Source organism: Priestia megaterium (genome assembly GCF_046599315.1).
GTDB classification, from domain to species: domain Bacteria; phylum Bacillota; class Bacilli; order Bacillales; family Bacillaceae_H; genus Priestia; species Priestia megaterium_F.
Genome location: NZ_JBKIKC010000002.1, coordinates 544269 through 569113, shown reverse-complemented (window position 1 = coordinate 569113; position 24845 = coordinate 544269). Strand labels below are relative to the sequence as shown.

Here is a 24845-nt window from a genome sequence, read left to right as displayed (position 1 = left end):
GGAGTTTTTAGCATAATGAGCGAAATCGTTGCAAGCTACTTACTACATGATAATAAAGGAAATTTTCATAAAAAAGCGGAAGGTATCGCTTTAGGACTAACCGTCGGCTCATGGACAGACCTGCCGCTTTTAGATCAACAGCAGCTTCAAAAACATAAAGGGCGCGTTGTGTCCGTAACGGAGCTTCAAGATTGCGAGCGTGTAAACGGATATTTAGGCGCGGAGATTAAGCAGGCTATTGTCAAAATTGCTTATCCAACTGCCAATTTTTCAAGAGATTTACCAGCCATTTTAGTTACGGTTTTCGGAAAACTGTCACTTGACGGAAAAGTGAAACTATTAGATTTGGATTTTCCTGATGAATTATTAGCAGATTTTCCAGGACCACGCTTTGGAATAGAAGGTATAAGAGAGAAACTAGGCGTTTATGACCGTCCGCTTGTAATGAGCATTTTTAAAGGCGTGATTGGAAGAGACATGACGTACTTAACAACTCAGCTGCGTGAGCAAGCGCTTGGTGGAGTAGATTTGGTTAAAGACGACGAGATTTTGTTTGATAGTGAACGAACACCTTTTGAAGCCCGAGTCACAGAAGGGAAAAAAGTACTGAATGAGGTATATGAAAAAACGGGACACCGCACGCTGTATGCTGTTAATTTAACGGGGCGAACATTTGAATTAAAAGAAAAAGCGAGAAAAGCAGCTGAGCTAGGAGCCGATGCTCTTTTATTCAACGTATTTGCTTACGGATTAGACGTACTGCAGGCACTTCGAGAAGATGATGAAATTAACTTGCCGATTATGGCTCATCCAGCTGTTAGCGGAGCGCTTACGCCATCAGAGTTTTACGGTTTTTCAAATTCATTATTGCTTGGAAAACTATTGCGTTTAGCCGGAGCCGATTTTTCACTCTTTCCATCACCATATGGAAACGTGGCTCTTTCTCTTGAAGATACGACAGGAATCGCTTACGAATTAACGCGTCCTGTGTACAAATACAGGCAGTCTTTCCCCGTTCCTTCAGCAGGAATTCATCCTGGAATGGTGCCGCAGCTTATGAAAGACTTTGGCATCGACAGCATTATCAATGCAGGAGGCGGAGTTCACGGCCACCCAGACGGAGCAACTGGAGGAGGAAAAGCATTTCGAGCGGCGATAGATGCAGTACTCTCTGATCAAACATTAGCTGAAAAAGCGGAGGAATCAAAAGAATTACAAAAAGCTTTAGAACTATGGGGAACAGTAGAGGTGAAAGCATGACATCGTTAAAAATCTTTTGTGACTTTGATGGGACGATCACAAATAGTGATAACATTATTGCCATCATGAAACAATTTGCTCCTCCGGAGTGGGAGAGTATTAAAGACGACGTGTTGGCACAGCGCGTCTCCATTCAAGAAGGAGTAGGGCAGATGTTTGCCTTGCTCCCCGTGGAATTAAAAGAAGATATTATTTCTTATATTTTAGAGACGTCTGCCATTCGAGATGGATTTGATGACTTTATTGCCTATACAAAAGAGCATCATATTCCGCTTTATATTGTAAGCGGAGGAATTGACTTTTTTGTAAAACCGCTTTTGGGAAATCGAGTTGCAGAGGAAATGCTCTACTGTAACGGATCTGATTTCTCTGGTGAACATATTTCCATCACGTGGCCTCATACATGTGATGAACAGTGTACAAATGACTGCGGATGCTGTAAGCCAACTATCATTCGTCAGCTTACAGATGAAAGGGACCATAGCGTTGTCATTGGCGATTCGATTACGGATTTGCAGGCTGCCAAACTAGCTGATACAGTCATTGCACGTGACTTTTTAATTAAAAAATGTGAAGAGTTATCTCTACCGTATCGCCCTTTTTCTACTTTTTATGATGTAATTCGTCATTTGCAAGAATTAACAGAAGAGGTGAAAGCATGAGTATCATGGCTCAGCAAAGATTGCACGAGCTTGCGGATATAAAAGATGAGTTAGCAGAGCGCGATTGGTTCTTCGGTACAAGCGGAAATTTAGCGATTAAAGTGAGCCAAGATCCGACAACATTCTTTGTATCAGCAAGTGGAAAAGATAAAAGAAAACGTACAAATGAAGATTTTTTATTAGTTGATCAATACGGAAAGCCTGCAGAAGAAACGCATTTAAAGCCTTCTGCTGAAACGCTTTTACACGTTAAGATTTATGAGTTAACGAGTGCTGGGTGCAGTCTTCATGTACATACAATCGATAACAACGTCATCTCCGAACTATACGGAGATGAAGGCGTTATTTCATTCAAAGGCCAAGAAATTATTAAGGCGCTAGGTATTTGGGAAGAAGATGCGGAAATTTCTGTTCCGATTATTCCGAATTACGCAGATATTCCGACACTAGCAGAAGAGTTTTCTCACCATATAAAAGGCGATCAAGGCGCAATTTTGATTCGTAACCACGGTATTACAGTGTGGGGTAAAAATGCATTTGAAACAAAAAAAGCGCTAGAAGCCTATGAATTTCTATTTAGCTACCATATCAAATTACTGTCACTTAAAGGCATTAAGCCGAAAGTGCATTTATAAAAGGAGGAAAAACAATGGCGCAAATTCGCTTACATGTAAACAATAAAAGAATTGAAACTCAAGAGGAAGTCTCGGCTTTCCTAGCAAACAATGAAGTTATTTATGAAAACTGGGATATTACAAAACTTCCAGAAAATCTTCGTGAAAAATATGATTTAACAGATGAAGAAAAAACAGAAATTTTAAACGCTTTTGGTGAGGATATTAAAGATATCTCTGAACGCCGCGGCTATAAAGCTCAAGACGTTATCTCGTTATCAGAATCTACACCAAATATTGATGAACTGTTAAAAAACTTTCAGCGCAAGCATATTCATACAGATGATGAAGTTCGTTTCATTGTAAGCGGCCATGGAATCTTTGTTATTCAAGGAAAAGACGGCGAGTTTTTTGATGTTGAATTAGAACCGGGCGATTTAATTTCAGTGCCAGAAAATATTCTTCATTACTTTACACTAATGGAAGATCGTAAAGTAGTCGCTGTACGAATTTTCGTGACAACTGAAGGATGGGTACCTATTTACGCATAACGATTATTTGTAAAGCATAGGTCATTATCACCCCGCTTCTACATCTAAAAGCGGGGTATTCTTTGGATTATTATAAAACTAACTATTTTTATGTGAATAATAAGTTTAATAGGAGGAACACCATGAAAAAGGGTAAAAAAATGCTGTGGCCACTTACTTTGTTCGTGCTTCTAGTCTTTGCGCTGGCTGCCTGCACAAAAGAACAGCCAAGTCTAAACGAAAAAGCACAGGCAGCTCCGGTGCAACAAGCAGCTTCTGCTAAGCCTGTACAGCAAGAAGAAAAAAAGATTACGAAAGATATAAAAATTGCTCTTATTTCTGAATTTACTTCAGGGACTCATGCTGCTCAGTACATAACAGGTGTGACAAAAGCTGCTAAAAAAACGGGAGTACAGCTGTCCGTTTCTGATTCAAACAACGATCAATCTAAAATGGCTGCTTATTTAGACACGGCTATTAACCAAAACGTTGACGGTATTATGATTGACCACGGCCGAGCTGAAACCCTTGAACCTGGCGTGAAGCGTGCGATTGCAAAAGGGATTCCAGTTATTGCAACAGACGTAGAATTAAACGTAGAAGGAGTTACAACGATTGATCAAGACGATTATATGCTTGCGCTGCAGGGTCTGAAACAAATGATGCAGGACATTAATGGAAAAGGAAACATTGTGTATGCGTTTGTTGGAGGCTTTGCACCGATGGAAAAGCGCGACAGCATTTATAAAATTATGATGAATCGCTATCCGGATGTAAAACAAATTGCTACGTTCGGAAGTGCAACGGACAACACCTCACTAGATACACAAAATAAAATGGCATCCGTGTTGAAGCAATATCCAAATAAAGGAGACATTGCGGCCGTTTGGGCACCTTGGGACGAATTTGCAAAAGGAGTAACTAGAGCGATTAAAGAAGCAGGGCGAGATGAGATTAAAGTATACGGAGTGGACTTATCCGACGAAGATTTACAAATGATGCAGGCAAAAAACAGCCCGTGGAAAGCATCAGCTGCTGTAAATCCAGCTTCAGTAGGAGAAAAGCAGGTCGATTTGCTTCTTAAAAAGATCTCAGGTCAAGAGATTCCTCGTTATTATTCGTTTGATCCGGTTTTAGTAAAACAAACAGATTTGCCTGGTCAAACGATTAATATGGATCAGCTTAGTCAGTACGTAGAAGAGTGGGATAAAAAAGAATAGAAGTGGAGGGACAGAGATGACGAACGAGCTTTCAATGAAGAACATTACAAAAAACTTTGGTTCTTTTCAAGCGCTGAACAAAGTTGATTTTACTGTTCAAAAAGGGCAAATCCATGCTTTATTGGGAGCAAATGGTGCCGGTAAAAGTACGTTGATGAAAATATTGTGCGGAGCTTATGATGAATACGAAGGAAAAATCTACAAAGACGGAGGAGAAATCTCCATTTCTTCTCCTAAAGAAGCTAAGCGCCACGGCATTGGCATTGTGCACCAAGAAGTCGATGTAGCGCTGATTCCTTCGCTATCAGTAGCTGAAAACATTGTGTTGGACGTGCAGGTTTCTAAGAAAAGTAAGGCAATTATAAACTGGAAATCCATTTATAAGAAAGCGGAAGAAGCTCTTTCTTTACTTGGTTCTTCTCTATCCGTTAGAAAAAATATCATTGATTTAACCCTATCAGAAAAACAGCAGGTGCTTATTGCACGTGCAATTGTACAGAATGTTGACTATTTAATTTTGGATGAACCAACCGCACCTCTTAGTGTAGAAGAGACGAAACAATTGTTTTCTGTAATGAGAGAGCTCAAGAAAAATGGAGTAGGCATCATTTATATTTCACATCGTCTTCAAGAAGTGGTTGATATTTGCGATCGCTTAACGGTTTTAAAAGACGGACGCTATGTAGCAACAAAAGAAACCTCACATACATCGATTGAAGATGTGATTACGCTCATGTTAGGAACGTCTTCTGTGAAACAGTGGGTTAAAAAGTCAGTAGAGATTGGAAATGAACTTTTACATGTGGAAGCATTATCTCTTCCAGAGCGACTTTCTAATATTTCTTTTCATGTAAAAGAAGGAGAAGTAGTAGGGATTGCAGGTCTTGTGGGAGCAGGAAAAACGGAGCTTTGTCGAAGTCTATTTGGGTTAGAGCAATATGTGAGCGGCAGCGTTCGGTTAAAAGGCAAGAAACTAAAGTTGAATAAGCAGCCTTATTATTATATTGCACAAGGACTTTCTCTTGTTCCTGAAGAACGAAGAAAAGAAGGGATTTTTGTCCATGAATCGATTGCAGATAACTTAGTTTTGCCAAGTCTGTCCCGCTTTACAAATTATTCGTTTCTAAAGCGAGGAAAGATCAAAGAAAAAGCGCAGAAAACTACTGGGCAAGTTGGCGTCAAGTCTCATTCGATCACGCAGTCAGTTGGAACGTTAAGCGGTGGAAATCAGCAGAAAGTAGCAATCGGAAAATGGCTTGTTACGGACTCTAGCGTGCTGTTGTTTGATGAACCAACTAAAGGGGTCGATGTCGGCTCGAAACGAGAAATATTTGACTTAATTACAAATCTTGTGTCACAGCAAAGAGGAGTTATTTATGCAACCTGTGAATTCGAGGAGCTGCTAGGGGTAGCGGATCGAATTTATGTCATGTATAACGGAAAAATCGTGAAAGAATTATCCAAAGAAGAAGCAACTAGTGAAAAATTATTTTATTACACAGCAGGAGGAGTAAAAGGATGAGTGCGGAGTATGTAACAGAACTTGTAGCGAAACCAAAGAGAAAAATAAACGTTTTCGACTTTTTTTATAAATATGGGACAGTCTTAATGATTTTTGTCATTATGATTATTTTTTCCATTGCCACACCCAACTTTTTGACAGGGGAAAATATTAGTGATATCCTGCGCTCCATTTCCATTGTTACCTTAATAGCGCTTGGTGTAACCATATCGTTGACTGTCAACGGACTTGATTTATCTGTAGGATCTACGGCTGGTTTAGCCACTATTTTATCAGCCTCCATGCTCGTTCTACACAGACAAGAAATTGCAGTTGCTATCATTGTTCCGATCGTTGCATCACTTCTCATCGGGTTAGTGAATGCTTTTTTAGTAGTGAAGGTAAAAATTCCTGATATTTTAGCCACTCTTTCTATGATGTTCATCGTACAGGGGATTTTATTAACGTATACAAAAGGATCAGCTATTTATACCAATATGCCTTTACCAAGCGGCGAAAGAGCTCCGGGAATTTTTATTCCTTCTTTCCTTGCACTGGGGCAAGGCCACTTTCTAGGTATTCCTGTCCCTGTTATCATTATGCTGCTGACTGTGCTGCTTGTTCATATCGTTTTTTCTTATACAAAGTTTGGGCGTTTTTTCTACGTAACAGGAGGTAACATAGAAGCTGCAAGGCTTTCGGGTGTACCGGTTAATCGTTACCGGATGTATGCCTATATGTTTTCAGGTTTGCTTGCTGGGATTGGAGGAGTAGTTCTGGCTGCCCGTATTGGAGTAGGAGAAGTGAACGCCGGTTCACCATTTTTGATGGATGCCGTAGCTGCTACATACATTGGTTTTTCAGTATTTGGAGCAGGGAAACCGAACGTATTTGGGACGTTGATTGGCTCCATTTTAATAGGTGTGCTATTAAACGGATTAACGATGCTAAATGTCCCGTACTACATGCAAGACATTATTAAGGGAGCTGTATTAGCAGGAGCGCTGGCTTTAACGTATTACCGCTCGAAACAAACATCCACGGCTGTGTAAACAGCCGTTTTTTTTCGTGTGAAATCGGCAAGAATAAGGAAAAACAATAGTATAGTCCATTATTTATATAGAAAGAGGGAGTATAGATGAAACGTGTTGTCATTATAGGAGGAGTAGCCGCCGGAATGAGCGCAGCTTCACAGCTTCGCCGGATGAAAGAAAAAGAAGAAGTGGAAATCCTTGTATTTGAAAAAGGTGGAGACGTTTCTTACAGTGCATGTGGCATGCCCTACTATCTGTCAGGTGTTGTAAAAGAAAAGGACGATTTGATTGCTCGTACGAAACAAGAATTTGAGGAGCGAAATATCTCCGTCCATCTTTTTCACGAAGTAAAAGAAGTGAATCATACAAAGAAATACATAGTAGCGCAAGATGTAAAGAAACATATTGAAAAAGAGATAACATATGATGAACTGGTTATTGCTACTGGAACATCGGCGGTTAAACCCAATTTTGTGACAGATAACATGTCAAATGCATTTACATTAAAATCCTTAGAAGACAGCGAAAGGATCTATACATATCTACAAGCTCATTCCATAGAGAAAGTCACCATTATCGGCGGAGGATACGTCGGAATGGAAGTAGCTGAAGCAATGAAGGTTTTGGGAAAAGAAGTGCGTGTGATTGAACAGGGAAAGCAGATTCTGTCTATTTTAGATCAAGAGATGGCAGAGCATCTACAAAAGCAGTTAGATGATGATATTTTATTTCATTTTGAAGAAGAAGTGGAAGCATTGCTGAATTCAGAGGGTTCCGTCACTCACGTTCAGACAAACCGTCAAACGTATCAAACAGATTTAGTTATTGTAAATGTAGGAGTTCGTCCAAATACGCAATTTTTAGAGAGAAACGGTCTAAGGATGATTGACAATGGAGCGATTTTAGTAAACCAAAGATTAGAAACCAACGTGCCTCATATCTATGCAGCGGGGGATTGTGCAACGAGCTATCATCGCGTATTAAAAAGAGATGTTCATATTGCTCTTGGAACCATTGCTAACAAGCAAGGAAGGGTTCTTGGTTACCGATTAGGAGGAGAAAATCGAGAATTTCCAGGTGTTTTAGGCACAAGCATTGTCAAAGTAATGGACTATGAAATTGGAAAGACCGGTATTTCAGAAAGGGAAGCAAAAGAAAATTCTCTGTTATACAAAGTCGTTACAGCAGAGGTTCCAAGTCACTCTTCTTACTATCCAGGAGCTGAAAAGATTGTTGTAAAACTCGTCTACCATCCTGAAACGAAAAAGATTCTTGGGGTTCAAATGATTGGTAAAGAAGGAGTAGCAAAACGAATTGATGTGTTTGCTACAGCAATTACTTGCCATCTCACGACAGATGAAGTAACAATGTTAGATCTTTCGTATGCACCTCCTTTTGCCACGGTATGGGACGCTGTACAAATCACTGCTCAAAAAGCAGAATAGAAAAAGAGGCAGAAAAAAAGTATTTCAATTGAAGGAAAATCCGAACGATGAATTGAGATTCTTGATGGAGAATCCAACTCGTTCGGATTTTTTCATGGTAATGGTGAAGGTAGATCTAATGTATGTAGTTGCTTCTAGCTGTCGATTGAAGGACAAGGCGAAGACTCCTGCGTGAAAAGCAGAATAGATGAGACCCCGCAGGAGCGTAAGCGACGAGGAGGCTCATCGGCCACCCGTGGAAAGCGAAGCCTTGCATGGAAATCAACAGAGGTGTAATAAGTGATCCATACTAGCTCATTTATCCCATTTGTTCGTCTTTAGATTGGATTGATTTCGTTATGTCTCAATCTCTCAATCTCTTTTGCTATTCGACAAGGAGCATCTTTTGTCGAATAACAAGTTGTAAAAAAAAGATAAATAGTATTCCTATAGTAATGTAAGCGCTTGTAATTTCCGACAAAATAATTTTTTTGCAAAAAAAATGTCTATTATTGCGACTCTATTTACATATTTAGTAGAATTTGTAATAATGCGTTATAAGCTAATTTCTTTGTCATAGGAGAGGATTTTGTGTTTGGAGTGAGAAGGAGATCGAAATCAGAGAGATTATTAGTGGAAATCGTCCAAAAAAGACAAAAGATGGTGCAGCTCGGAGAAGAAAAAGGTTTGACTAATGAAGAAACCGTTACCTGTAGTCAAGAGCTTGATCAGCTCTTACTCGTTTATCAAAAGCAGCGTTTAAACGAAGAGGAAGAAAAGACGTCGTTTGCAACACTGATTAGCCGATTTTTATCTTTTTCAAAGCTGTAATGCAGGACAAGCATTCGGGATCGGGCAGTAAAACAATTATGCTGCCCGTGGCCTCTCTTCAGCTTTAAAATATGTTAATTAAAAAAATCATAAACAGCATACCAAAAATAAACGAATAAGTAGCAAATCTTTCGTTTCCATCGCCGTGACTTTCCGGAATCAATTCTTTATAAATAATAAAAAGCATAGCTCCAGCAGCAAAAGCTAATCCGTATGAAACGAGAGAATCAACAAAATTAGTTAAATAAAAACCGAGTAAAGACGTTACAATTTCAACTGAACCTGTTAGGGTAGCAATTAAAAATGCTTTTATTTTACTAATATTTTGCTGAGCTAAAAATAGCGCGACCAACAGTCCTTCAGGTGCATTTTGAAGACCGATTGCAAGGGCAATTAAGTTCCCTGTATTTTCAACATTTGAAGCGTAGCTAACACCAACAGAAAGACCTTCAGGAAGGTTGTGCAGAGTAATAGCGGAAACAATTAAAAGTGCTTTTTCATCAAATTGAATGCCGGTTTTAGAATGCTCAAGGTCAATGTGAGGGATATTTTGCTCCAAAAGTGTTAATGTTACAACTCCGAGCAGTAAGCCAATTGCTAAGGGAAAAAATCCGCCGCTTTGAAGGGATTCCGGAATTAAGCTCATAGTAGAAGCAGCTGTCATAATACCAGCAGTGAGTGCAAGAAGAACATCTTTCCACCGATGAGTGAGTTCTTGATTCAAAAACAGAATAGACAAAGCACCTACTCCGGTCGATAGAGCAGAAAGAATGCTTCCAATTAGTACCTCAGTCATAAACCGTCTCCTTTTACGTATTCTTCTTTTAATCGTCAGTTCACATGATTCTTTTAGTATATGTTTGATTGTTTTCTATGAGCATGACTATTTTAAAAATGAATAGCTGTATGAAAAAATCGTAAAAAAGTTGAACCAATGAAGATTCAACTTTTTATGTAAAATAAAGCTCCTGAACTTGGTTAGCAATTTGCTCAAGTTTATTAGAAACTTGAGGGATACCATATCCTACATACAAAGGAGACGTGGCGAAACGAGGAATGATTTTCGCTCCAATTTTGCCGTCTTTGAGATTATAAAAAAATAAGTTGTAGCTCGTACAGCTACGGTGAAAATGGTTTAATAAATAGTGAGCAGCCGTTTGAAGATAATCTGCAAAAGCGTGCAGTTCTTTGTCAAGCTGATCCGTTATCACGTTAAATTCAAAAAAGCCCATTCTGGGTTTTACAGATAAATTAAATGTGACGTGTTCATTTTGGGCAATTGTAACTCCTTCAAACTGCTCTGGTTTCACATTTTCATTTACATCCATCTCATTTAAACCAATAATTTGCATATGAGGATGCCGTAACGATCCTCCGGACATGGGTCCATGGTTTTTAAAGAACAGAACAGAAGCATATTCCCCGCTGTTCATCATAGATATCCATCGTTCAGTAGCAAAGCTCAACAGGGTGTATAGATGCTCTTTTGGATAAATAGACAGCTCCGAAGAACACTCATCCGTCTCAATGATAACCGTCTGGTAAGCATCTTGTAGAACCGGAAATTTATTTTTCAGCCAAATGATAGGCCCTTGTTTTTCAATGATACCTGTGAGAGATTCCACATCACAAAATGGACAGGGGTTTTGCCGATTAACGATTGTTTCAGGTTTTTGTGAACCAATCGCGGAATTAAATAATAAATGGGTTGGTTTCATAATCATTCACCTTTTTATGTAATGGTCATATGTTTATTGTATTAAAAGCATATGTATAAATCCACTTATATACATTTTTTATCAAAAAAATTGTACAAGCGGAGAGGATAACCGATGAAATAAGAGTGCTTTGATTGACTTTGAAGGGAAATTTTAGTATTATCTTGATATCAAGATAATATCAAAGGAACTGATTAAAATGACGAATGATGTAACTAGAGAAGAGTTAGACCAATCTCTTAAATTATTTATTGTACTATCTCGTGCCAATCGTTCAATTAATGATCATGTGCATAAATTTATTCAACAGCATGGAATGAATCCAACCGAATTTGCTGTCCTAGAATTATTGTACCACAAAGGTCAACAGCCTCTTCAGCAAATTGGCGGGAAAATTCTATTGGCAAGCGGCAGTATTACGTATGTAGTAGACAAGCTTGAGAAAAAAGGTTTCTTAGAACGAGTTGCTTGTCCGAACGATCGCCGTGTAACCTATGCAGCTATCACTAAGCAAGGTAAGGAAATGATTGAAAGTATGTTTCCGAGTCATGAAAAAAGAATTCACGATATTTTATCCGTTCTGTCTAGCGAAGAAAAGGAAGTTGCCATTTCACTGCTTAAAAAATTAGGACACTATGCAGATGAATTTTTACCGGAATCAACTGATTAATTAAGAAAAAGCTCGTTTGTTTCTGTTGAACAAACGAGTTTTTTCTATGACTCTTTTAATGATCAATCAACATAAACAATAAAAAGTGACAAAAAATTGGAATTAACAGGAATACAGCTAGATAAAAACGAATTAGGTTAAATATAGACAATAGGGGAAGGGGAGCGAATGATGAAATTTGAAGATTATACATATACAAGACCTGATATGAGTGGAATTGAAAAGCAATTTGAAGAGGCGATTGCACATTTTACGGAAGCAACGTCAATCAGTCAGCAAAACGAGGCAATTCGTCTAGCAAATGATGCGTATTCTGAATATAGCACCATGGGAAACATTTGCTATATTCGTCATTCTATAGACACAGCGAATGAATTTTATAAAGAAGAACAAGACTATTTTGATGAAACACAGCCGCTTTTAGAAGGATATGTAGAGAAGTTTTATAAAGCGTTAACTTCTTCGCCTTTTAAACAGGAACTAGAAGAAAAATGGGGGAAGCAGCTGTTCTCTCTTGCTGAAATGCAGTTAAAAACGTTCTCGCCGGAAATAGTAAAAGAGCTGCAGGAAGAAAATAGGCTATCTTCTCAATATACGAAACTAGTGGCATCAGCTAAAATTGTATTTGAAGGAGAAGAGAGACGTTAGCTCAGCTCGATCCGTTTATGGAGTCACCTGATCGAGAAATGAGAAAAAAAGCAGCAGAAGCGAAGTTTCAATTTTTCACCGATCATGAAGAGGAATTTGATGCTATTTACGATAAACTTGTAAAAGTACGGACCGAGCTTGCTAAAAAATTAGGATATAAAAATTTCGTAGAAGTGGGCTATGCTCGTATGTCTAGAATCGGCTATGATGCTGAAATGGTTGCCGCTTTTCGCAAACAAGTGGAAGAGTATATTGTTCCCCTTACTGAAAAACTAAAAAAACGTCAGCAGGAAAGAATTCAAGTAGAGAGCTTAACTTATTATGATGAACCGTTTCAGTTTGAAACAGGAAATGCAGTACCAAAAGGCGATGAAAAGTGGATTATTGAGAATGGACGGGTTATGTACAAGGAGCTTTCCAAAGAGACGGACGAATTTTTTTCATTTATGCTTGAAAATAACTTGATGGATTTAGTCGCTAAAAAGGGTAAAGCAGGGGGAGGTTATTGTACGTTTATTGAAGAATACAAAGCCCCGTTTATCTTTTCAAATTTTAATGGGACATCGGGCGATATTGATGTGTTAACGCATGAAGCAGGTCATGCTTTTCAAGTGTATTCAAGCCGAGAGATGGAAACTAATGAGTATCACTGGCCTACGCATGAAGGAGCCGAAATTCATTCGATGAGCATGGAATATTTTACATGGCCTTGGATGGAATTGTTCTTTAAAGAAGACAAAGATAAATACCAGTTTTCTCATTTAAGCTCAGGCTTAACTTTCTTGCCTTACGGGGTAGCAGTAGATGAATTTCAACATGCCGTATATGAACGACCTGAGATGACGCCTTCGGAACGAAAAAAAACGTGGCGAGAAATTGAAAAAAAATATATGCCTTCTAAAAACTATGATGGTCATGATTATCTAGAAAGCGGGGGCTTCTGGCAGCGCCAGCTTCATATCTACACGTCTCCGTTTTATTATATTGATTATACGCTCGCTCAAATATGTGCATTTCAATTTTGGAAAAAAGATCGAGAAAATCATGAACAGGCATGGCAAGATTATGTTCATTTGTGTAAGCTTGGCGGAAGTAAGCCGTTTTTAGAATTAGTGAAGGAAGCGAATCTGATTTCTCCATTTGAAGAAGGATGCGTGCAGTCTGTAGTAGGTGAAATTGAAAACTATTTAAATAGTATTGATGATAAAAAGCTATAAAAAAAGCCGCGTTTGCGGCTTTTTTTATTGAAATGTCCCTTCTTTCCATAAGGGAATAGTAAGAGTAATACTGGTTCCTTCGCCAACAGTGCTGTTAATCTCAAATGTCCCTTTATGCTGATACAGGATGTTTTTAATCACAACAAGTCCAAGACCAGTGCCTGAGGGCTTTGTAGTAAAAAAGGGCTTTTGAATGTGTGTAAGCAAATTTGAGGGAATGCCGACTCCTGTATCTTTAATGAAAATAGTAAGGTCTTTAGTATGCAGAGTAACTTTTAGCTGGATTTCTCCACCGTCAGGCATAGCTTCGAGCGCATTTTTTAATAAATTAATGAGTACTTGCTTAATTTGGTTTGCATCACAGCAGATGTATGTATGCGGGGCTTCTACCTGAGTTTTAACTACGACATTTTTTAACACACATTCTGATTCATACAAAAGAATAACGTCATTTAAGATAGTAGAGAAAGCATGCTTTTTCATAACCGTATCATGAGGTTTAGCGAGCAATAAGAATTCTCCAACGATCGAGTTAATACGATTCAGTTCGCTCAGCATAATGGTTGTATAAGAATGATAGCGACTGCTGTCTTCATGAATCAGCTGAATAAATCCGTTTAAAGAAGTAAGTGGATTTCGAATTTCATGAGCAATGCCTGCTGCCATTTCCCCAGCTAAAGACAACTTATCGGTTTGGCGAAGAAATTTTTCAGTTTCCTTCTCTTCGGTAAGGTCACGTGAAATGCCAAAAAGCGCTACGACCTGTTTATCACGATTAAAAATAGGTGAAATAGTAATCTCTACATCAATTACTTTTCCGTCTTTTCGCTTGTCTTGGGTTTCAAACGCAACTAGCTTTTCTCCTTTTTTAACCCTTTCTAATCGACTTTCAGCGTTGCCTTTTAAGTCAGCTGGGATAAAAGGAATGGTTTTTCCAACAATTTCTTCAGCATTCCATCCATAAATTTGTTCAAAAGCCCCGTTTACTTTAATCACTTTACCGTCTAGGCTGAATACGGCAATGGCGTCGCGATTGTATGTAAAAAAAGATTGTAAATACTCTTGAGCTGAGTACAGTTCATCTTCGGTTTTGTTCATTTTGACCGTTGTAATAGCAATCAGCTTTTTGGAGAAGTGAGCACAGTACAACAAAATAATCATTGTGATCAGCGCAAACAAAATGAAATAAATGATATCTAATTTCACGAAGGTCACAGATGTAAAAAGAGTGTTGCTTACATAAAAGTACAAAACAATCATAATAGACATTAATGTAGAAATTACAATAGCGATATAGCTATAATAAATAAAGCTAACAATAATTCCAAGAAACAAAAATAAATAATTAATAACAGCAGGTTCAATAGATGTCACGTACGCAATATAGGCATAATAGCATATGAAAAAAGAATACATAATGATGGCAGGATGAAAACGAAAGTGATACATAGCCGTCACTAACAGTAATAAAATCCCTCCGCTTATAAAAACAATCATGTGAGGATCAGCTGCAATAAAGTGGTATAAAACAATGTGAACAAAATATAACAGCCAAAAAATAAGTAAAAGAATAAAATTCCGTTTTTTTATGAGGTTGTGTGATTCCATAAAAATCCCTTTCTTAAATGGTGAATAGTTTTAGAGGAGAATAACTTTATAGTCATCTGTTTGCACGGTATAGCAATATATCACTCATATTAGCATAGTTACAACTGTGTGAATAGACGAATTGAGCACTTAGACCAAGGAAGATAGATCTAGAATGTAGCTGGTAATAAAATATTAAGGAAATATGAGCGGAATGTGAACGAAATGAAGGGAATGTAAAGCTTTTGTGATAACCTCGTAAAAGTGATCTTTTTTCTAATTGGATAGGCTATACTTCCAGTAGAGCCATATGAATGGTGACTACATAGAGGCTCAGATGATTCGAAAGGAGACGGTAAAATGAACAAAAGTTTATTAGTCAAGTTATTTGGATCACTTCTAGCAATTATGTTAATCACAGCATGCAACTCACAGACGGATGAAAAAGATGCAACAGAACAGCAAACAGAACAGTCGGATGATACTCAAGCGGAGGATACAACTGCGGATGATTCACAAGAAACAATGAATCAAGACGAAGCAGCTGATTCATCTGAGGATGAAGCAACTGATGATCAAGAAGAATCAACAAATAGTGCTGACGAAAAAACAGATAAAAGCAAATAAACGTAAGTATTTCTATAAAAAAAGCGACTCAAGTAGAGTCGCTTTTTTCTATTAGTTTTGTACTGTGATTTCGCTTGCTTCATTTAATGTTACGTTCACTGTCAATACGTCCGCGTCATCTAACAGTAAGTCTGTAATTCGATCTTCAAGCTGTTCTTGAATTGCTCGGCGGAGTGGTCTAGCACCGAATGCAGGGTGATAGCCAAGTTCAGCTAGTTTTTCTTTTACTTCAGCTGCTACGTGCAGCGTGATGTTTTGTTCTCGTAATGTTTCTTGCAGTTCAGCAAGCATAAGGTCAACGATTTTAATCAAGTTATCTTTTTCAAGATGATTAAATTCAATGATTGTATCAAATCGATTTAAAAACTCTGGTTTGAAATAAGATGAAAGCGAATCTAAAACAGATGCCTGTTTAAGTGCGTCATTTTCTGCATCGAATCCAACCGTGATTCTCTTTTCACCTACACCAGCGTTACTTGTCATAATGATAACTGTGTCTTTGAAGCTTACTGTGCGACCTTGACTATCTGTTAGACGTCCATCTTCTAAAATTTGCAGAAACATATGCTGAACGTCTGGATGAGCTTTTTCAATTTCATCTAGTAAGATGATGGAATAAGGATTACGGCGTACTTTCTCTGTTAATTGCCCTGCCTCTTCATGACCTACATAGCCAGGAGGTGAACCGATTAATTTAGACACGGCGTGTTTTTCCATGTATTCACTCATATCTAGACGAATCATTGCATCTTTTGAGCCGAATAGTTCTTCAGCTAGTGTTTTGGTTAATTCTGTTTTACCAACACCTGTTGGACCGACAAATAAGAATGAACCAATTGGGCGATGCTTTGCTTTTAATCCAGCGCGAGAACGTCGAATTGCTTTTGCTACTTTTTCTACAGCTTCCTGCTGCCCGATTACTTTTTGGGCTAAATGCTCGGCTAAATGCTTCATTTTTGCTGATTCATTTTCTTGAAGTTTACCAACAGGGATACCCGTTTTCTTTTCAATAATTGCTTGGATGTCAGCAATATCCACATTCATTTTTTGATGTTCTTCGTTCAATTGTTTTTCAAGAGCAGCTTCTTCATCGCGCAGTTTTGCTGCTACTTCATATTTTTCATCCTTTAGCGCCTGCTCTTTTTCTTTTGTAATTTCTTTCAAGCGAGCAGTCGCGTCGTCTTTATTTGTAATGCCTGCTTGTAAATTCATTTTTGAACCTGCTTCGTCTAGCAAGTCAATTGCTTTATCAGGCAAGAAGCGATCTTGAATGTAGCGGTGTGATAGATTTACACAAGCGCGAATCGCTTCATCTGTATAGCTAACGCCGTGATAATCTTCATATTTACTTTGAATTCCTTTTAGAATCTCAACTGCTTCTTCTACAGACGGTTCGTGAACCATAACTGGCTGGAAGCGTCGTTCAAGAGCTGCATCTTTTTCAATTGAGCGGTACTCTTTTAAGGTTGTAGCTCCGACTACTTGAAGTTCACCTCGTGCAAGAGCAGGTTTTAAAATATTGCTTGCATCCATTGAACCTTCCGCTGAACCTGCTCCTACAAGAAGGTGGATTTCATCGATAAATAAAATCACGTTTTTTCGTTGTTGAAGCTCAGAAATTAACTGCTTCATACGCTCTTCAAATTGACCTCGCACGCCCGTATTAGCTACAAGAGATGCTACATCTAATAGATATACATCTTTATTTAACAGCTTAGCAGGAACTTTTCCTTCTGCAATTTTTAAAGCTAAACCTTCAACTACAGCTGTTTTACCAACACCAGGCTCTCCAATTAGCACCGGGTTATTTTTGTTTCTTCTATTTAAAATTTCAATTACACGCTCTACTTCTTCTTCGCGACCAATAACAGGGTCAATCAATCCCGTTTTCGCAATTTGAGTTAAGTTTCGACCAAATTGATCTAAAAAGCCGCTGCCGCCATTTCCTTGCTGTGGCTGTTCCGGGGCAGCTTGTTCTTGTGAAAATTGCTTGAATAAATCATCGATGTTCATAAAGCCGCCACCTCCAAAACCTGATGGGATTTTATGTTCTTTCATTAGTGCTTGATAACATGTATGACATAAACGATATTGAGATTTTTGGCTGTTTGTTTGTACATTTAATTGAATAGATGCTTCACGTTTATTACAGTTTTGACAAATCATTTAATTAGCCTCCCTAAATGATTTTAATCGAAGATCAAAGGTGTTTGACCTTTCTTGACCTTTCGTAATCTTATTATACTTTGACCTTTTTTGACTTTCAAGTCTTTTGCTTAAAAAATTTTTGAGGGAAGTTCCTCGCTTATGTACAAAAGGTACTACATTAAAAAAACATATGTTTTATGTGTACCCGTTCTATATATGTAAAAACATAAGAAGCATTTTGTACAATGATTTGCTCCGATAGAGAACCAATAGTAATAAGAAGAAAAGTAGAAAAAATGAGTGCAGAGCCTGTCGTTGGATAAAATAAGTCATTGACAGCAAGAAAGATAATAATTATACTCAAGAAGGTTTGCGCTTAACTGCGTAAAAGCATAAAAGCGTTTAAGTGAAAAAGAAAGATAGAAAGGGAATACCTCATGAAGAAAGAAATTTCATTTATACAATCAATAGCGGTGGTTTTGGTGCTATTAGCTATTATTTTTGTTTCATTATTTACGTTGAAGCTGCCGCCACATATTCCGCTAATATTTGGTGTAGTATTTATTAGTGTGATCGGCTTTTTGTTAAAATATAAGTGGACAGAAATGGAGAAGGGGATTTTAGACGGTGTTAGACTTGGCATTAAGCCTATCCTTATTTTAATGCTCATCGGGATGCTCATTGCTATTTGGATGGTAGGAGGAACGATACCGACGATTTTATCCTACGGCTTCCACTGGATTTCACCACAGTATTTTTTAATTAGTACGTTGGTGATTACCGTATTGGTTTCAACATTCACGGGAAGTTCATTAACAACCGTCAGTACGGTAGGTGTCGCTTTGTTTGGTGTGGGAACTGCCATTGGTGTACATCCAGGGTTAGCAGCAGGGATGATTGTTTCAGGAGCAGTGTTTGGAGATAAGATGTCTCCGCTGTCTGATACAACAAATTTTTCCTCAGGTATTGTTGAAGTGCCGCTTCCTAAACATATTCAGCACATTACGTGGACGACGGTTCCAAGTATTGTCATTACAGCAATCATTGCATTAGCAATTGGAATAAACGGAAATCAGGAAAGCGTCAACTACGGGGAAATTCAAGGAATTCAAGAAGCATTAAAACATACGTTTAATTTACATGTGCTAACTTTGCTTTCTCCACTCTTAGTTCTTATTTTTTCAATGAGAAGAGTCGATGTATTGCCAACGTTAGTTTTAGGTATTGTAACGGCCATCATTACAGGAATGATCACACAGCATGAATTTACGCTGGGTCAACTGTTAGGCGTTCTTCAAAGTGGACCGGCAGTAGAGTCAGGAAATAAAGTAGTTGATGCGATCGTGAATAAGGGCGGAATAGAGTCTATGATGTTTTCTATTTCCCTTATTATGATTGCCTTGTCGCTAGGTGGATTGATGAGAGCAGTTGGAATTATTGATGCTTTATTAAAAGGATTAGCAAAACAAATTCGCCGTAGCGGAGACGTTATCTTTGCTACGCTTCTATCTTCAATTGGAGTGAACGTTATTACAGGAGAACAGTATTTGTCGATTCTCTTGCCTGGGCAGACGTTTAAGCCGCTGTATGAAAAGTGGAATTTAGATCCAAAAAACTTATCACGAACGCTTGAAGACGGTGGAACAGTTATTAATGCTATTATTCCGTGGGGTGTCAGCGGTGCTTTTATCTCAACGGCATTAAATATTCCAGCGGCTGATTATGTTCCATTTACATTCTTCAGCATTTTATGTCCTATTTTTTCAATTATTTTAGCATATACAGGCATTGGCATTGCTAAGAAAAAAGCTCAGTCTTAACTGGGCTTTTTTTTTCGAAAAAAGGACAGGTAAAAAACGACAAAAAAGTATCATTCCACTTTTCAAATCTATAATTTAATAATACAATTTACTACACGTCTCTCTTGTTAATGTATTTGTATAAATTCTTATTTCTTTATTGATGAAGAAATTTGAGTTTTGCGGTATGATAAATAGGCTGTATTGACGATGGGATGAATCCCCTTTTTAGCAAACATTTAAGAAGGGTAAAGCCAAATGAAAACACTCATTATAAAAGAGAAAAGATACTTATTGAGGAGAGGGTTTCTGTTGAAAAAATGGGGCATCATTGCATTAATCACTGTAGCTGTGCTCGGTGTGACAGCGGTTTTCAACCGAGCTGAAAGTGATGATGTAAATAAAGAAAAATTGAATTTATTATCGCCTTATTCAAATAAAGTAGATGTATATAGCATTACGTATCCTAGTGATAATTTAAAGATAAAAGGTTTTTTAGTGCAGCCTAAAGATATTGCAGATAAACATTATCCGCTTTTAGTGTATAATCGCGGAGGAAATCGCGAACATGGTATGATTCGTGCAAAGACACTTCAGTACTTATCCTATTGGGCAAGTAAAGGCTACGTCGTTGTTGCGACTCAATACAGGGGAAATGGCGGAAGTGAAGGAACAGAGACATACGGCGGTAAAGATATTAACGACGTATTAAATCTTATTAAATGGGGAGAACAGCTTCCCTATGTAAATCATCAGCAAAAGGTAGCGCTCGGATATTCACGAGGGGGCATGATGACGTATTTAACGATGAAAAACGGCGTTAAATTTGACGCAGTTGTCGTACAATCAGGTATTACAGACATGTTTCAATTCTACGATCAAAGAGGGCCTGAAATGAAACAAGTGCTGCGCACAATTGTAGGGGATCCGGCGAAATATCCAGACAGGTATAAAAGTCGTTCTGTTGTCTATTGGAGCGACAAAATAAATTCACCTCTTTTGATTTTGCAAGGCGATCACGATCGTAAAGTTCACCATACTCAGGCTGAAAAGCTTGTGAAACAACTAGATGAGCAAGGAAAAGAATACAAATATGTACTGTACAAGAACGGGGACCATCCGCTAACTGCTTATTATGACCAATACAACGCGGAAATTGATAAATGGTTTAAAATGCATTTAGCTAAGCAGTAAAGAAATTGGAAACAGTTTTGATGAATGAGAAAGAGCAGCTTGTTTTATCCTACTACATGTAAGCACTATGAAAAGGGGATGAAGCAAAGTGAGTCAGTCTAAAAATCAAAAAGAGCGTCAGTGGAACGTACGGAAACAATCACAAAACCCATCGCATGGAAAAGTAAAATCTTTTGAGGAACTATCAGAAGAAATCGCACCTAAACGTAAATAAGGTAACCTTTATATAAAGGAAGACACGAAAAAGGAGAGCTCAGGCTCTCCTTTTTTGTGTTTGTTTATGGATTTGTAGACCACATGCCTGAAGATTTGATGAAAATACGGGGATGCAGTTTTAATTGTGCTACCATAATTTCTGCTAGGTCTTCAGGCTGCATAACTTTATCAGGATTGCCGTCAGTTAAGTTTTCTTTATACGCTAATTCCGTTGCTACTGTACTTGGTGTTAGAGCTGTCACACGAATATTGTGTTTGCGCACTTCTAGCGCTAGAGATTCGGTTAAGCCCAGTACGCCAAATTTTGAAGCGCTGTAAGCACTTGTAACAGGGGCGCCTTTTTGACCAGCAGTGGATGAAATATTGATGATATCCCCACCATTTTTTTCAATCAATTGAGGTAGAACGGCGCGCGTTACGTAGTAAACGCCCATTAAATTCACGTCAATGATTTGTTTCCATTCAGCAGGGTCTAGCTCTAAAAAGCTTCCGAATTTACCGATTCCAGCGTTGTTAATTAAAATATCGGTTGCTCCTAATTTTGTATGTAGATGTTCAACTGCTGCGTTTACTTCTTCCAGAGAAGAAACGTCTGCTGTTGCATAAGCAACTTGTACATCAAATGCTTCTAATTCAGAAGCAACAGCCTTTAAATCCGCTTCTGTACGAGCAATTAAACCGATGTTTACACCTTCTTTTGCTAACTCAATCGCAGTTGAACGACCGATGCCTTTTCCTGCTCCTGTGATAAGAGCTACTTTGCCTTTAAGTGATTGTGCCATATAGAGACTCCTTTCAATGTTCCACATAAACATTCTTCATAATAACAAAGAATTATCCATTACTATCCTATAGAAACGCACAAATGATGTCAAAAATAAAGATTATTAAAATGGCTTCAAGTATAAATTTCCTTTTTATACAAAAACTATAAAGACTAAAAAGAAGAAATTCTGTTTCTTTTCGTTCAATGTAGTGGAGGATGAACAATGCGTATAAAAAACTATCTGAGTTAACGAATAAATCCAAACAGCTTCTTTTTCTCATTTGTTTTTTGTATCCTTGTTATTGTTAATTGTTTTAAATATTCCTCAGATGAAAATTGATCGTCTTTATCCTTTTTTTGAATTCCGCATGAATGATTTAGTACTAGGAACCACTTATTTTTTAGGAAATCCGTTTATAGAATTGGTTTTTATGTTAATGATTACGCTTCATATAAAAGATGGGAAAAAGGTAAAAAGAATGTTTGTAATTGGTACTGTTGCATCGGGTTTGATGATTACAACTGCAGTTGCAGCTTGTATATTAGCTCTTGGCGCGAACATTGCATCCATGCACAGTTATCCGGTTTATTTATTAGGAAAAATGATTTCATTAGACGCGACGATTCAGCATATTGAAGTATTAGTAGCTATTATTTGGATGTTATCTATCTTTTTTAAAGTTGTCATTGTGTTTTATGCTATTCAATTAAGTATTGTCCAATTGTGTAATTTACGGGTACGTAATTTTTTAAGCTTTCCTTTAAGTCTAATTATTACAGGCGTAGCGTATTACATTATTCCGAATACAGCTTACTTCAATTACTTTGGAAAATATTACTGGCCGTTTTCTTTATTTGTATTAAGCGTCTTCTTTCCGTTATTGTTTATTACTCTTTCTTATATAAAGAAAAATAAGACAGCCAAAGGTAATAGAAGCCAACAAACATAGCATTATTTATACGCATGTGGTATAGTATACGATGACAATTCAAGAAGAAACGCCGTGCACGATTTATATGTACGGGAGAGGTTCGAAAACTCCCTCTATAAAAAACTAAGATCATCGTTGATGACAAAAGACACGGTTTTAGCGTGTCTTCTTTCACGTGCCTTTCTACCAGTACGTCTCTTTGACGTGTGTGTTAATAAGGACGTGTATCTTAGTTGCTTTTTAGGGAGATTGCTGAAAAAGAGCAGTCTCTTTTTTGTGTTATAAAATTAGTCACAAAGGGAACGAACGGTTCAATAAAGTTTCTTCTTCTTTTGATTTCAATCAAAAAGGAGACGAACAATGATGATGAAAAATGAAAAAGCTATTGTTGTATTTAGTGGAGGTCAAGATAGTACAACATGTCTATTTTGGGCTTTGAAAAACTTTAAAGAAGTAGAAACGGTTACTTTTCAATATGGTCAGCGTCATAGTCAAGAGATAGAGGTAGCGAAAGCTATTGCAGCTGATTTAGGTGTGAAGCATACCGTATTAGATATGTCACTTTTAAATCAATTAGCACCAAATGCATTAACGCGAGATGATATTGATATCGAGCAAAAAGAAGGAGAATTGCCTACTACGTTTGTGGATGGCCGCAACTTGTTATTTTTATCATTTGCAGCTGTACTGGCTAAAAACAGCGGAGGCCGTCATATCGTAACAGGCGTTTGCGAAACTGATTTTTCAGGATATCCGGACTGTCGAGATGTATTTGTGAAATCGTTAAACGTTACGCTTAATTTATCAATGGACTTTGAGTTTGTTATTCATACACCGCTCATGTGGATTGATAAAGCAGAAACCTGGGCTTTAGCTGATGAATTAGGGGCTCTTGATTATGTGCGTGAAAAAACATTAACGTGCTACAACGGTATTGTTGCTGATGGATGCGGTGAATGTCCCGCATGTCAATTGCGAAAACGCGGGTTAGACCAATACCTGCAAACAAAAGAAGGAGGAGAGAAATAATGCTGCAACAAATGTATCCTCAAGTATTTCATGACTATGAATATGAACTGAACAAAGATATGCAGTTTGCTGCGGCACATTTTGTTCCTCACGCAGAAGCAGGAAAATGCCGTCAAGTCCATGGACATACGTATTTTGTTAATCTAACTGTTGCCGGCGATGTACTAGACGAAGCAGGCTTTTTAGTAAACTTTGCGCTATTGAAAAAAATTGTTTCTGGTCAATTTGATCATACATTATTGAACGATCATTCTATTTTTAATGAAGAAAACCCAAATGATTTTCCTACAACTGAAGTCGTTGCTCGTAAAATTTATGAGTTGGTTCAAGAATATCTAGACACACTACCAAATAAGCCTTCTTGCGTACAAGTATTCGTGCGGGAAACGCCAACAAGTTACGTAGTTTACCGCCCAAAGAAGGTGAAAAAACGTGGCTAATACAATTCCAGTACTTGAAATATTCGGACCAACGATTCAAGGGGAAGGAATGGTTGTAGGACGCAAAACGATGTTTGTTCGTACGGCAGGCTGTGATTATTCGTGCAGCTGGTGTGATTCAGCTTTCACATGGGATGGATCGGCTAAAAACGATATTCGTCAGCTATCAGCAGAACAAATTTGGACGGAGCTGAAAGAAATTGGGGGAGAGTGCTTTGATCACGTCACCATTTCTGGAGGAAACCCTGCGCTTATCAAAGCGATTGGTTCACTTGTAGAGCTTTTGCACGGTCATGGGGTAAAAGCAGCTCTTGAAACGCAGGGAAGCCGTTATCAGGATTGGTTTCTAAAGATCGATGATTTAACGATTTCTCCTAAGCCTCCAAGTTCATTAATGAAAACAAATGTTTCCGTCTTAGACGATATTATAGAGACATTAATCAAGGAAAAACGCATGGACCACATAAGTATAAAAGTCGTTGTATTTAATGATGAGGACTTTGATTATGCAGTGTCTGTGCATGAACGTTATCCTGAGGTTCCATTTTTTGTTCAAGTAGGCAACGAGGATTTAACGACCGTAGATAATGCTTCGTTAACACAAGAATTGCTTAAAAAGTACGAGTGGTTAATCGATAAGGTCGTGGCAGCTAAAAACATGAATGATGTAAGAGTACTGCCGCAGGTTCACGCCCTTGTTTGGGGAAACAAACGCGGCGTGTAAGCGCATAGCAAAAAATTTACAAAGAAAAATAAAAACAGATATATACAAAATAAA

The 24845-nt window shown here is 38.0% G+C and carries 23 protein-coding genes, 1 pseudogene and 1 riboswitch; of the genes and pseudogenes, 19 read left to right on the top strand and 5 right to left on the bottom strand.

Going from position 1 to position 24845, the window contains the following annotated elements:
• Positions 1-15 precede the first annotated feature (15 nt).
• The 9 genes from mtnW (at position 16) to ACLHDF_RS10235 (ending at position 9076) form a co-directional block, all read left to right on the top strand.
• Complete coding sequence (gene mtnW, locus ACLHDF_RS10275; RefSeq protein WP_413918747.1) at positions 16-1260, top strand: 2,3-diketo-5-methylthiopentyl-1-phosphate enolase; 1245 nt, start codon at positions 16-18, stop codon at positions 1258-1260.
• Positions 1257-1922 (top strand): 2-hydroxy-3-keto-5-methylthiopentenyl-1-phosphate phosphatase, encoded by a 666-nt coding sequence (locus tag ACLHDF_RS10270; RefSeq protein ID WP_413918746.1) that lies wholly within the window; start codon positions 1257-1259, stop codon positions 1920-1922. The genes mtnW and ACLHDF_RS10270 overlap by 4 nt, the downstream gene beginning before the upstream one ends.
• On the top strand, positions 1919-2557 hold the full coding sequence (locus ACLHDF_RS10265) for a methylthioribulose 1-phosphate dehydratase (RefSeq protein WP_413918745.1): 639 nt from the start codon (positions 1919-1921) through the stop codon (positions 2555-2557). Before ACLHDF_RS10270 ends, ACLHDF_RS10265 begins: the two co-directional genes overlap by 4 nt.
• Before the next feature lie 14 nt (positions 2558-2571).
• Positions 2572-3087, top strand: coding sequence for a 1,2-dihydroxy-3-keto-5-methylthiopentene dioxygenase (locus tag ACLHDF_RS10260; RefSeq protein ID WP_013055961.1), 516 nt, complete (start codon positions 2572-2574; stop codon positions 3085-3087).
• Between the two features lie 122 nt (positions 3088-3209).
• Positions 3210-4286, top strand: a complete 1077-nt coding sequence (locus ACLHDF_RS10255) for a sugar ABC transporter substrate-binding protein (RefSeq protein WP_413918744.1) — start codon at positions 3210-3212, stop codon at positions 4284-4286.
• Between the two features lie 16 nt (positions 4287-4302).
• Entirely contained in the window at positions 4303-5808 is a 1506-nt protein-coding gene (locus ACLHDF_RS10250; protein ID WP_413918743.1) for a sugar ABC transporter ATP-binding protein, read from the top strand.
• Positions 5805-6839 (top strand): ABC transporter permease, encoded by a 1035-nt coding sequence (locus tag ACLHDF_RS10245; protein WP_413918742.1) that lies wholly within the window; start codon positions 5805-5807, stop codon positions 6837-6839. Before ACLHDF_RS10250 ends, ACLHDF_RS10245 begins: the two co-directional genes overlap by 4 nt.
• Positions 6840-6925: 86 nt before the next feature.
• A complete protein-coding gene (locus tag ACLHDF_RS10240) occupies positions 6926-8266 on the top strand; it encodes a CoA-disulfide reductase (protein ID WP_413918741.1) in 1341 nt (446 codons plus the stop codon).
• Positions 8267-8836: 570 nt separating this feature from the next.
• Positions 8837-9076 carry a Spo0E family sporulation regulatory protein-aspartic acid phosphatase gene (locus ACLHDF_RS10235; RefSeq protein WP_413918740.1) on the top strand — a complete coding sequence of 80 codons (240 nt, stop codon included), beginning with the start codon at positions 8837-8839 and terminating at the stop codon, positions 9074-9076.
• Between the two features lie 64 nt (positions 9077-9140).
• Here the strand turns inward: ACLHDF_RS10235 and ACLHDF_RS10230 are convergent, their stop codons facing one another.
• Together ACLHDF_RS10230 and ACLHDF_RS10225 are read right to left on the bottom strand one after the other, a co-directional pair.
• Positions 9141-9872, bottom strand: a complete 732-nt coding sequence (locus ACLHDF_RS10230; RefSeq protein WP_413918739.1) for a ZIP family metal transporter — start codon at positions 9870-9872, stop codon at positions 9141-9143.
• Between the two features lie 154 nt (positions 9873-10026).
• Positions 10027-10794: a DUF4931 domain-containing protein gene (locus ACLHDF_RS10225; RefSeq protein ID WP_413918738.1), complete on the bottom strand. Its 768-nt coding sequence runs from the start codon at positions 10792-10794 to the stop codon at positions 10027-10029.
• Between the two features lie 199 nt (positions 10795-10993).
• On the opposite strand from ACLHDF_RS10225, the gene ACLHDF_RS10220 reads away from it, so the two are divergent.
• The gene (locus ACLHDF_RS10220) at positions 10994-11464 is read left to right on the top strand and encodes a MarR family winged helix-turn-helix transcriptional regulator (protein ID WP_413918737.1); all 471 of its coding nucleotides are present in this window, start codon (positions 10994-10996) and stop codon (positions 11462-11464) included.
• Between the two features lie 171 nt (positions 11465-11635).
• Positions 11636-13329 (top strand): annotated as a pseudogene (locus ACLHDF_RS10215) (M3 family oligoendopeptidase).
• A 24-nt stretch (positions 13330-13353) separates the two neighbouring features.
• On the opposite strand, the gene ACLHDF_RS10210 reads toward ACLHDF_RS10215, so the two are convergent.
• Positions 13354-14826 (bottom strand): PAS domain S-box protein, encoded by a 1473-nt coding sequence (locus ACLHDF_RS10210; RefSeq protein ID WP_413918736.1) that lies wholly within the window; start codon positions 14824-14826, stop codon positions 13354-13356.
• A 450-nt stretch (positions 14827-15276) separates the two neighbouring features.
• Here ACLHDF_RS10210 and ACLHDF_RS10205 point away from each other — a divergent pair, with 450 nt between their 5' ends.
• On the top strand, positions 15277-15543 hold the full coding sequence (locus tag ACLHDF_RS10205; protein WP_413918735.1) for a hypothetical protein: 267 nt from the start codon (positions 15277-15279) through the stop codon (positions 15541-15543).
• Positions 15544-15594: 51 nt separating this feature from the next.
• Here ACLHDF_RS10205 and ACLHDF_RS10200 read toward each other — a convergent pair whose 3' ends face one another.
• On the bottom strand, positions 15595-17709 hold the full coding sequence (locus tag ACLHDF_RS10200; RefSeq protein ID WP_413918734.1) for an AAA family ATPase: 2115 nt from the start codon (positions 17707-17709) through the stop codon (positions 15595-15597).
• A gap of 419 nt (positions 17710-18128) precedes the next feature.
• On the opposite strand from ACLHDF_RS10200, the gene nhaC reads away from it, so the two are divergent.
• The 3 genes from nhaC (at position 18129) to ACLHDF_RS10185 (ending at position 20898) form a co-directional block, all read left to right on the top strand.
• Positions 18129-19511 (top strand): Na+/H+ antiporter NhaC, encoded by a 1383-nt coding sequence (gene nhaC / locus ACLHDF_RS10195; RefSeq protein ID WP_413918733.1) that lies wholly within the window; start codon positions 18129-18131, stop codon positions 19509-19511.
• Positions 19512-19802: 291 nt separating this feature from the next.
• Positions 19803-20684, top strand: a complete 882-nt coding sequence (locus ACLHDF_RS10190; RefSeq protein ID WP_413918732.1) for an alpha/beta hydrolase family protein — start codon at positions 19803-19805, stop codon at positions 20682-20684.
• Positions 20685-20772: 88 nt separating this feature from the next.
• Positions 20773-20898, top strand: coding sequence for a DUF6254 family protein (locus ACLHDF_RS10185; protein WP_413918731.1), 126 nt, complete (start codon positions 20773-20775; stop codon positions 20896-20898).
• Positions 20899-20962: 64 nt separating this feature from the next.
• Here the strand turns inward: ACLHDF_RS10185 and ACLHDF_RS10180 are convergent, their stop codons facing one another.
• The gene (locus ACLHDF_RS10180) at positions 20963-21682 is read right to left on the bottom strand and encodes a 3-ketoacyl-ACP reductase (protein ID WP_413918730.1); all 720 of its coding nucleotides are present in this window, start codon (positions 21680-21682) and stop codon (positions 20963-20965) included.
• Between the two features lie 265 nt (positions 21683-21947).
• Here ACLHDF_RS10180 and ACLHDF_RS10175 point away from each other — a divergent pair, with 265 nt between their 5' ends.
• The 4 genes from ACLHDF_RS10175 to queE all read left to right on the top strand — a co-directional run bounded on the left by ACLHDF_RS10175 (position 21948) and on the right by queE (position 24791).
• Positions 21948-22616 (top strand): GerAB/ArcD/ProY family transporter, encoded by a 669-nt coding sequence (locus ACLHDF_RS10175; RefSeq protein ID WP_413918729.1) that lies wholly within the window; start codon positions 21948-21950, stop codon positions 22614-22616.
• Between the two features lie 71 nt (positions 22617-22687).
• Positions 22688-22731: riboswitch (PreQ1 riboswitch) on the top strand.
• A gap of 230 nt (positions 22732-22961) precedes the next feature.
• Positions 22962-23627: a 7-cyano-7-deazaguanine synthase QueC gene (gene queC, locus ACLHDF_RS10170; protein ID WP_413918912.1), complete on the top strand. Its 666-nt coding sequence runs from the start codon at positions 22962-22964 to the stop codon at positions 23625-23627.
• Positions 23627-24067, top strand: coding sequence for a 6-carboxytetrahydropterin synthase QueD (queD, locus tag ACLHDF_RS10165; RefSeq protein ID WP_413918728.1), 441 nt, complete (start codon positions 23627-23629; stop codon positions 24065-24067). The genes queC and queD overlap by 1 nt, the downstream gene beginning before the upstream one ends.
• Complete coding sequence (gene queE / locus ACLHDF_RS10160; protein ID WP_413918727.1) at positions 24060-24791, top strand: 7-carboxy-7-deazaguanine synthase QueE; 732 nt, start codon at positions 24060-24062, stop codon at positions 24789-24791. Before queD ends, queE begins: the two co-directional genes overlap by 8 nt.
• Positions 24792-24845: the final 54 nt, after the last annotated feature.